This is a genomic window from Amycolatopsis sp. cg9 (assembly GCF_041346945.1).
Lineage (GTDB): Bacteria > Actinomycetota > Actinomycetes > Mycobacteriales > Pseudonocardiaceae > Amycolatopsis.
In genome coordinates this window covers 443,947-454,544 of the sequence record NZ_CP166850.1, presented here as the reverse complement: position 1 = coordinate 454,544, position 10,598 = coordinate 443,947, and the positions used below count along the sequence as shown (strand labels likewise).

Genomic DNA, 10,598 nt, shown 5'->3' with positions numbered 1-10,598 from the left:
GACCGCGTGCTGGAGAACCTCCGCTGGGTCACCCTCGAACTGCACCAGGCCCGCGAGAAGCTGCGCGCCGCCGAGGAGCCGATCGCCGTCGTCGGCACCGGCTGCCGGTACCCCGGCGGCGTCACGACGCCCGAGGACCTCTGGCGGCTGCTCGACGGCGGCACCGACGCCATCACCGAGTTCCCCGGCGACCGCGGCTGGGACGTCGAAAGCCTGCACCGGCCGGACGAACCGGGGCACTCCAGCACCCGCCACGGCGGTTTCCTCGCCGAGCCGGGCGCGTTCGACGCCGGGTTCTTCGGCATGTCCCCGGCCGCCGCCGAGGTCACCGACCCGCAGCACCGGCTCCTGCTCGAACTGTCCTGGGAGGCCATCGAGCGGGCCGGCATCGACCCGGTGTCGTTGCGCGGCAGCCGGACCGGGGTGTTCGCCGGGACGATGTACGCCGACTACGGCACCGGCGCGGCCGACGCGGACCTCGCCGGCCGCGTGCTGATGGGTACGTCCGGTTCGCTGGCATCGGGCCGGATCGCCTACACCTTCGGCTTCGAGGGCCCGGCGCTGACCCTGGACACCGCCTGCTCGTCGTCGCTGGTCGCGGTGCACCTGGCGGTGCAGGCGCTGCGCCGCGGCGAGTGCACGCTCGCGCTCGCGGGCGGGGCGACGGTGCTCGCGACGCCGTCGGTGTTCGTCGAGTTCTCGCGCCAGCGCGGGCTTTCCGCCGACGGGCGCTGCAAGGCGTTCGGCGCGGGCGCCGACGGCACCGGCTTCGCCGAGGGCGCCGGTGTCCTGCTGCTGGAACGGCTTTCCGACGCCCGCCGGCTCGGGCACCCGGTGCTGGCCGTGGTGCGCGGCTCGGCGGTGAACTCCGACGGCGCGTCCAACGGCCTGACCGCGCCGAACGGTCCCGCGCAGCAGCGGGTCATCGCGCAGGCGCTCGCCGACGCGCGGCTCGCACCGTCCGATGTAGACGCCGTCGAGGCGCACGGGACCGGCACCGCGCTGGGCGACCCGATCGAGGCGCAGGCGTTGCTGGCGGCGTACGGGCAGGACCGGGCGGAGCCGCTGTGGCTCGGGTCGGTCAAGTCGAACCTCGGTCACACCCAGGCCGCCGCCGGCGTCGCCGGGCTGCTGAAGATGATCCTGGCGCTGCGGCACGGAGTGCTGCCGAAGACGTTGCACGCCGACGAGCCGTCGCCGCACGTGGACTGGACGGCGGGTGCGGTTTCGTTGCTGACGTCGCCTCAGCCGTGGCCCGCCGGGGACCGGCCGCGCCGGGCCGGGGTGTCGTCGTTCGGGGTCAGCGGGACCAACGCGCACGTGATCCTGGAAGAGGCGCCCGCCGCCGAACCGGCGGCCTCGTCCCCGGACGTTCCCGAGGCACCGTGGGTGCTGTCCGCCCGGAGCGCCGCGGCGTTGCGCGGTCAGGCCGCGCGGCTGCTGTCCCTGGCGGACGAGAACCCGCTCGACGTCGCTCATTCGCTGCTGATTTCGCGCAGCCGGTTCGAGCACCGGGCGGTCGTGCTCGGCGCGGACCGGCGCCGGGGGCTCGCGGCGCTCGCCGCGGGCGAAGAAGCGTCCACTGTGGTCACCGGGCTCGCCGACGCCGGGCCGGACGCGGTGTTCGTCTTCCCCGGCCAGGGTTCCCAGTGGGCCGGGATGGGCCGCGAGCTGCTGGAAACGTCTCCGGTGTTCGCCGCCCGGCTGGCCGAGTGCGCGGCCGCGCTGGTGCCGTTCACCGACTTCGACCTGCTGCGCGTGCTGCGCCGCGGGGACGAGCTCGACCGCGTCGACGTCGTCCAGCCCGCGCTGTGGGCCGTGATGGTGTCGCTGGCCGCGCTGTGGGAAGCCCACGGCGTCCGGCCCGCGGCCGTGCTGGGGCACAGCCAGGGCGAAATCGCCGCCGCCTGCGTCGCGGGCGCACTGTCCCTTTCGGACGGTGCGCGCGTGGTGGCGCTGCGCAGCCGCGCGCTCGCCGCGTTGTCCGGCCAGGGCGGCATGGTTTCGGTCCGGCTGCCGCTCGCCGAGGTCGAAGAGCTCCTGTCGCCGGGGCTTGCGATCGCCGCGGTCAATGGGGCCGCGTCGGTGGTCGTGTCCGGCGAACCGTCCGCATTGGACGATCTCGTCGAAAAGTGCGGTGAGCACGCGAAACGGATCCCGGTGGACTACGCGTCCCACTCCGCGCAGGTCGACTCGCTGCGGGAGCGGCTGCTGGCCGACCTCGCGCCGATCCGGCCGCGCCCGGCCGACGTCCCGTTCGTCTCGACGGTGACCGCGTCGGTGTTCGACACCACCGGCCTGGACGCGGAGTACTGGTTCACGAACCTGCGCCGGCCGGTGCTGTTCGACCCGGCGTTGCGGGCCGTGCTGGCCGAAGGCTGGACGACGTTCGTCGAGCTCAGCCCGCACCCGGTGCTGACGCTGGGGATGCAGCAGACGGCGCCGGGCGCGGTCGTCGCCGGTGCGCTGCGCCGCGGCGACGGCGGCCTCGGCCGGGTCCGGCTGGCACTGGCCGAGCTGGCCGTCCGCGGCATCGACGTCGACTGGGCGCTGCCCGCGGGACGGCGGATCGACCTGCCCACCTACGCGTTCGACCACCGCAACCACTGGCTCACCACCCGGACGGCACTTTCACGTGAAAGTGAGCCGGAGGTGGGCTCTCCGCCTCACTTTCACGTGAAAGTGCTGGGGCTGAGCGGGGGCGAGCAGCGGCGGGAACTGGTGAAGCTGGTCCGCTCCGCCGCGGCGGCCGTGCTCGGCCACCCCTCGGCCGACGACGTCGAGCCGGGCGGGTCGTTCCGCGAGCTGGGCTTCGACTCGGCGGCGGGCGTCCAGCTGCGCAACCGCCTCGCCGCGGCGACCGGGCTGGAGCTGCCGGTGACGGTGGTGTTCGACCACCCGACCGCCGCCGCGCTGGCCGAACACCTGCTGGGCGAGCTGTCGGGCACGGCGTCGGACGGCCTCGACCGCCACCTCGACGCGCTCGAGTCCGGCCTGCGCGACCTCGACGGCGCCGCGCGCGCCCACGTGCTGACCCGGCTCCGGACGCTCGTCGCGGCCGGGCCGGACGCCGGCGCGGAGCTGGCGGACGCCACGGCCGACGAGATGTTCGCCCTGCTCGACGAAGAACTGGGTGCCGCCAAGTGACGAACGAACAGAAGCTCCTCGACTACCTCAAGCGCGCCACCGGCGACCTGCGCGAAGCCCGCGGCCGGGTCCGGGAGCTCGAGGACCGCGCGCACGAGCCGATCGCCGTCGTCGGGATGAGCTGCCGGTACCCCGGCGGCGTCACCTCGCCCGAAGACCTGTGGACGCTGGTCGACGAGGGCCGCGACGCCGTGACCGAGTTCCCGGCGGACCGCGGCTGGGACCTTTCGAAGCTCTACGACCCGTCGTCCGCGCCCGGCACGAGCTACGTCCGGCACGGCGGTTTCCTCGACGACGTCGCCGGGTTCGACGCCGCGCTGTTCGACCTCAGCCCGCGCGAAGCCACGGCGATGGACCCGCAGCAGCGCCTGCTGCTCGAAGCCGCGTGGGAGGCGTTCGAACGGGCCGGCATCGCGCCGGATTCCGTGCGCGGCAGCCGCACCGGCGTGTTCGCGGGCACCAACGGCCAGGACTACGGGCCGCGGCTGCACGAAGCTCCCGCCGACGTCGAAGGGCACCTGCTGACCGGGCTCGCCGCCAGTGTCCTTTCCGGACGGATCGCGTACGCGTTCGGCCTCGAAGGCCCGGCGCTCACGGTGGACACCGCGTGCTCGGCGTCGCTCGTCGCGGTGCACCTGGCGATCCGGTCGCTGCGCGCGGGCGAGAGCACCCTCGCGCTGGCGGCCGGCGTGTCGGTGATGAGCACGCCGGGCGGGTTCGTCGAGTTCAGCCGCCAGCGCGGGCTCGCCCCGGACGGCCGCTGCAAGTCCTTCGGCGCCGGTGCGGACGGCACCGGCTGGGCCGAGGGCGTCGGCGTCCTGGTGCTGGAACGCCTTTCCGACGCGCAGGCCAACGGTCACGACGTCCTCGCCGTGCTGGCCGGGTCGGCGGTCAACTCCGACGGCGCGTCCAACGGCCTCACCGCGCCCAGCGGTCCCGCGCAGCAGCGGGTCATCCGGGCGGCGCTGGCCGACGCCCGGCTCGTCCCGTCCGATGTGGACGCCGTCGAAGCGCACGGCACCGGCACCGTGCTGGGCGACCCGATCGAGGCGCAGGCGCTGCTGGCCACCTACGGCCAGGACCGCTCGACGCCGTTGTGGCTGGGGTCGCTCAAGTCCAACATCGGGCACGCCCAGGCCGCGGCCGGGATCGGCGGGATCATCAAGACGGTCCTCGCGCTCCAGGCGGAGAAGCTGCCGCGCACCCTGCACGCCGACGAGCGCTCGCCGCACGTCGACTGGACGTCCGGTTCGGTCTCCCTGCTCACTTCGCCCCAGCCGTGGCCCGCCGGGGACCGCCCGCGCCGCGCCGGGGTCTCGTCGTTCGGGGTCAGCGGCACGAACGCGCACGTCATCGTCGAGGAGCGCCCCAATGTGGCGTTGGTTGCGTCTGACGCACCCAATGTGGCGTTCGGTGCGTCTGACGCACCGAACGCCACATTGGGGCGCTTGGGGCCGTGGCTGGTGGCGGCTCGCAGTGGAACTGCGTTGCGGGCGCAGGCGGTTCGGCTGAGTGCGGTCGAGCCGAGTGTCGACGTCGCGTTTTCGCTGGCCACGACCCGTGCGCAGCTGGAGCACCGGGCCGTCGTGGTCGGTGAGCTGCCCGCCGGGCTGGCCGCGCTGGCCGCGGGCCTGCCCGCCGCCGGGCTCGTCCAGGGCAAGGCCCGCGCCGAGACCAAGCTCGCCTTCCTCTGCACCGGCCAGGGCGCCCAGCGGCCCGGCATGGGCCGCGAGCTGCACGCCGCCTTCCCGGTGTTCGCCGCCGCGTTCGACGCCGTCTGCGCGGAGATCGACGCGTGCTGGGACGGCGCGCCGCCGCTCAAGGACGTCGTCTTCGCCGAGGTCGACACGCTGCTCGACCGCACGGACTACGCGCAGGCCGGGCTGTTCGCGGTCGAGGTCGCGCTCGCCCGGCTCGTCGAGTCGTGGGGCATCCGGCCGGACGTCGTCGCCGGGCACTCGCTCGGCGAGATCACCGCCGCCCACCTGGCCGGGGTGCTCTCCCTCGCCGACGCGGCCACGCTGGTCGCCGCCCGCGGGCGGCTGATGGCGGCGGTGCCCGCGGGCGGGGCCATGGCCGCGATCGAGGCCGGCGAAGCCGAACTCGCGCTGCCGCCGGGGGTCGACCTGGCCGCCGTCAACGGCCCTTCCGCGGTCGTCGTCTCCGGTCCGGAAGACGCCGTTGCGGAAGTCGTGGCGCACTGGGCGGACCGGGGACGCCGGACCTGGCGGCTCACGACGAGCCACGCGTTCCACTCCGCCGCGATGGACCCGGTCCTCGAACCGCTGGCGGACACCCTGCGGGCATTGGACTTCCGGGCACCGGCCGTGCCGCTGGTGTCCACCCGCACCGGGCAGGCCACCGGCATGTCCACAGTGGACTACTGGACCGCGCAGGTCCGGGAGCCGGTCCGGTTCGCCGACGCCGTCGCGACGCTGGCCGGCCAAGAGGTCACGGCGTACCTGGAACTCGGCCCCGACGGCGTGCTCACCGCGCTCGCCCGCGGCCTCACCGACGCCGTGACCGCAGTCGCGCTGCGCCCGGACCGAGACGAGCCGGCCACCCTGCTGACGGCGGTCGCCACCCTGCACACCCACGGTGTCCCGGTCGACTGGGCCGCGTTCTTCACCGGCGCGCGCCGCACCGGCCTGCCGACCTACGCTTTCCAGCACGAGCGTTACTGGCTCACCGCCGACGGCCGCGCACCGGCCCGCACCCGCCCGGCGGTGCCCGTGCCCGGCGGCAGCCTGACGGACCTGGTGCGCGCGCAGGCCGCCGCGGTGCTGGGCCACCCCGAAGCCCTCGACGCCGACCGCGCGTTCGCCGACCTGGGCTTCGACTCGCTGACCGCCGTCGAACTCAGCTCCCGGCTGGGTGCGGCGACCGGGCTGTCGCTGCCCGCCACGCTCGTCTTCGACCACCCGACCCCGGCCGCGCTCGCCGCGTGGCTCGCGGGCGGGACGGCCACCGAAGCGCCGGTCGCGCACGCGGGTTCGGCCGACCCGATCGTCGTCGTCGGCATGGGCTGCCGCTACCCGGGCGGCGTCGCGTCCCCGGCCCAGCTGTGGGACCTCGTGCTGACCGGCACCGACGCCATCGGCCCGTTCCCCGCCGACCGCGGCTGGGACGTCGACGCGCTGCACGACCCGGAACCCGGCCGGCCGGGCAAGACCTACGTCCGGCACGGGGGTTTCCTCGCCGACGCCGCGGGGTTCGACGCCGCCTTCTTCGGACTCAGCCCCCGCGAAGCGCTGGCGATGGACCCGCAGCAGCGGCTGCTCCTGGAAGTCGCCTGGGAGACGTTCGAGCACGCGGGCATCGACCCGCACTCGGTCCGGGGCGACGCCGTCGGCGTGTTCGCCGGTACCGCGTCCCAGGACTACGGCCCGCCGCTGCACGAGGCCCCCGAGCACGTCGGCGGCAACCTCGGCACCGGCACCGCGGCCAGTGTCCTTTCCGGACGGATCGCCTACACGTTCGGCTTCGAAGGGCCGACGCTGACCGTCGACACGGCGTGTTCGTCGTCCCTGGTCGCGCTGCACCTCGCGGCGCAGTCGCTGCGGGCGGGCGAGTGCGCGCTCGCACTGGCCGGCGGGGTCACGGTCATGGCGAGCCCCGGCGCGTTCGTCGAGTTCAGCCGGCAGCGCGGGCTCGCCCCGGACGGCCGGATCAAGTCCTTTTCGGACACCGCGGACGGCACGGCCTGGGCCGAGGGCGCCGGGATGCTGCTTCTGGAAAGGCTTTCGGACGCGCGGCGGCTCGGGCACCCGGTGCTGGCCGTGGTCGCCGGGTCGGCGGTCAACTCCGACGGCGCGTCCAACGGGTTGACGGCGCCGAACGGGCCGTCGCAGCAGCGGGTGATCCGGCAGGCGCTGGCCAACGCCGGACTGTCCGCTTCGGACGTCGACGCCGTCGAAGCCCACGGCACCGGCACGGTCCTGGGTGACCCGATCGAGGCGCAGGCCGTCCTCGCCACCTACGGCCAGGACCGGCCGTCGCCGCTGTGGCTCGGGTCGCTCAAGTCCAACATCGGGCACGCGCAGGCCGCGTCCGGGGTCGGCGGGGTCATCAAGATGATCGAGGCCATGCGCCACGGCGTCCTGCCGCGGACGCTGCACCTCGACACCCCGTCGGCCAAAGTGGACTGGACGGCGGGTTCGGTCGCGCTGCTGACCGGCACCACGCCGTGGCCGGAGACCGGCGTCCGGCGCGCCGCCGTGTCGTCGTTCGGCGTCAGCGGCACGAACGCCCACGTGATCCTCGAACAACCGGCGGACACCCCCGCCCCGGCGGAGTTCACCGGGCCGGCGCCGTGGCTGCTGTCGGCGCGCACCGAAACGGCGTTGCGCGCGCAGGCCGAACGCCTGCTCGCGGTCGACGCCGACCCGGTGGAAGTCGCGCGGGTGCTCGCTTCCGGGCGGACCGCGTTCGCGCACCGCGCGGTGGTCATGCCGGCCGACCGCGCCGCCGGGCTCGCCGCGGTCCGCGACGGCCGCGGCGCGATCACCGGGGTCGCCGAGCGCGGCAAGACGGCGTTCCTGTTCACCGGCCAGGGATCCCAGCGGGCCGGGATGGGCCGTGAGCTGTACGGGGAATACCCGGCGTTCGCGGCCGCGTTCGACGCCGCGTGCCCCGACCCGCGAGTGCGGGAGGTCGTCTTCGCGGGTGGCCCCGAACTCGACGGCACCGAGTACGCGCAGCAGGGCATCTTCGCGGTCGAGGTCGCGCTCGTGCGGCTCCTCGAAACGTGGGGGGTCCGGCCGGACGCCGTGCTGGGCCACTCGGTCGGCGAGATCGCCGCCGCCCACGTCGCCGGGATCCTGACGCTCGGCGACGCGGTCACGCTGGTCGCCGCGCGCGGCCGGCTGATGCAGGCGTTGCCCGAGGGCGGCGTGATGATCGCGGTGCAGGCGGCCGAAGCGGACGTCCTGCCGCTGCCGGACGGCGTGTCGCTGGCGGCGGTCAACGGTCCGGACGCGGTGGTGCTGTCCGGGGAGGCGACCGCGGTCGCGGAGGTGGCCGCGCGGTTCGCCAAGACCAAGCGGCTCGCCACGAGCCACGCGTTCCACTCGCCGTTGATGGCGCCGATGCTGCCGGGCTTCCGCGCGACACTGGGAACGCTTTCCTTCGCGGCGCCGGAGTTGCCCTTCGTCCCCACCGGCGGGACCGGCCCGGAGACCGCGGAGTACTGGGCCGGGCAGGTCGAAGCCACCGTCCGGTTCGCCGACGGTGTCGAGGCTTTGCGTGCAGAAGGCGTCACGACGTTCGTCGAGATCGGCCCGGACGCCGTGCTGTCCGCGCTGGTCGAGGGGGCGGTGCCGGTGCTGCGCGCGGACCGGTCCGAACCGGAGACGTTGCTCACCGCGCTGGCCCGGCTGCACGTCCGCGGCGTCAGTCCACAGTGGGCATCGGTGCTCGGCTCGGCGACCACGCGGGTCGACCTGCCGACGTACCCCTTCGAGCGCGAGCGCTACTGGCTCGCCCCGGGCACGCCCCCGGCGGCCGACCCGGCGGGCGCCCGGTTCTGGGCCGCCGTCCGCGACGGTGACGGCACCGGGCTGGCCGAAACCCTCGGCGTCGAACGCTCCACTGTGGACGCGGTGCTGCCCGCGCTGGCCCGCTGGCGCGGCGAGGCCGACGGCGGGACCACGGACTGGCGCTACCGCGTGGCCTGGCAGCCGGTCGGCACCGCGGCCGCGCTCGAAGGCTGGTGGCTCGCGGTCGTCCCCGAAGGCGGCGACGTGCGGCTCCCCGAAGGCGTCACGGTGCTGGAGGTGCCCGCCGGGATCGGCCGCGCGGAGCTCGCGGCCCGGCTGCCGGAAACCGACGGCGTGCTGTCCTACCTCACCGACGCCGCCGACGTCCTCGTGCTCGTCCAGGCCCTCGGGGACGCGGGCCGGGAAGCACCGCTGTGGTGCGTCACGCGCAACGCCGTCCAGGTCGAGCCGGGCGAGCCGGTGGACCCCGCCGCGGCCGGGATCTGGGGTCTCGGCCGCGTCGTGGGGCTGGAGCACCCGCACCGCTGGGGCGGGTGCGTCGACCTCGCCGGCGACGCCGACCTGGTCCTCGGCGGGCCCGAAGACCAGATCGCGGTGCGGCCGTCCGGGGTGTTCGGCCGGCGGCTGGTGCGCGTGGCCGGCGCGCGGAAGGTCCGCGAGTGGCGGCCGCGCGGCACGGTGCTGATCACCGGCGGCACCGGCGCGCTCGGCGGGCACGTGGCCCGGCGCCTGGCCGCCGACGGCGCCGAGCACCTGGTGCTGACCGGCCGTCGCGGCCTGGCCGCCCCCGGGCTGGTCGAGGACCTGACCGCGCTCGGCGCGCGGGTGACGGTCCGGGCGTGCGACGTCGCCGACCGGGACGCGCTGGCCGCGCTGCTGGCCGAGTTCCCGCCGGCCGCGGTGATCCACGCCGCCGGCGCGGCCGATCCCGAGTACCTGGCCGAGACGTCCGTGGCCGAGTTCGAGCGGGTCCGCTCGGCGAAGGTGCGGGGCGCGGCCCACCTCGACGAGCTGCTCGGCGACACCCCGCTCGACGCCTTCGTGCTGTTCTCGTCGATCGCGGCCACCTGGGGCAGCGGCGGCCAGGGCGCCTACTCCGCGGCCAACGCGGCGCTCGACGCCGTCGCCGGAGCGCGCCGGGCCCGCGGCCTGACCGCGACGTCGGTCGCCTGGGGCCCGTGGGCCGGGCCCGGCCTGGCCGAGGGCGAGGCCGGCGTCCAGATGGCGCGGCGCGGGGTGCCCGGGCTGCCGCCGGAGCGGGCGGTCGCGGAGCTGGTCGCGGCGATCGAGCGGGACGAGCCGGCGGTCGTCGTCGCGGACGTCGACTGGACGCGGTTCGTGCCGGCGTTCACCGCGCAGCGCCCGAGCCCGCTGCTCGGCGAGCTGCCCGAGGTCCGCGAGGTCCTGGCGCTCGAGCCGGCGTCCGGCGGCGCGGTCGCGGAGATCCTCGGCACCGCCGAGGGCCCCGAGCTGGACCGGCTGCTGCTCGACATCGTGCGCGGCGAGATCGCCGTGGTGCTCGGGCACGCGACACCGGAGTCGGTGGACGTCCGCCAGCCCCTGCGCGACCTCGGCCTCGACTCGCTGGCGTCGGTCGAGCTGCGCAACGGCCTGTCCCGCGCGACCGGGCTCAGCCTGCCGAGCACGCTGGTCTTCGACCACCCGACGGCGGAAGCGCTGGCCGCGCACCTGCGCACCCGCGTCGAGCCGGCCGCGACCGGGCTCGCCGAGGAGCTCGACCGCCTCGAAGCCGGTCTCACGGCGGCGGGCCCGGCGGACCGCGGCCGGGCGCTGGCCCGGCTGGAGGTCCTGCTCGCTCAGTGGCGCGAGGACCGCGAATCGATCGCGGAGCGCCTCGATTCGGCCGACGACGACGAGATGTTCCGGCTGCTCGACACCGAATTCGGCATCTCCTGATGCGCGCACCGACCGGCTGTCTCGCCGCGCGCCGAC

General features: G+C 75.5%; 2 protein-coding genes. Both read left to right on the top strand.

Annotated elements, in window-relative coordinates; translation table 11 throughout:
• Positions 1–6: 6 nt before the first annotated feature.
• Positions 7–3,147: a type I polyketide synthase gene (locus tag AB5J73_RS01770; RefSeq protein ID WP_370972859.1), complete on the top strand. Its 3,141-nt coding sequence runs from the start codon at positions 7–9 to the stop codon at positions 3,145–3,147.
• Positions 3,144–10,562 carry a type I polyketide synthase gene (locus AB5J73_RS01765; RefSeq protein ID WP_370967406.1) on the top strand — a complete coding sequence of 2,473 codons (7,419 nt, stop codon included), beginning with the start codon at positions 3,144–3,146 and terminating at the stop codon, positions 10,560–10,562. The genes AB5J73_RS01770 and AB5J73_RS01765 overlap by 4 nt, the downstream gene beginning before the upstream one ends.
• Positions 10,563–10,598 lie beyond the last annotated feature (36 nt).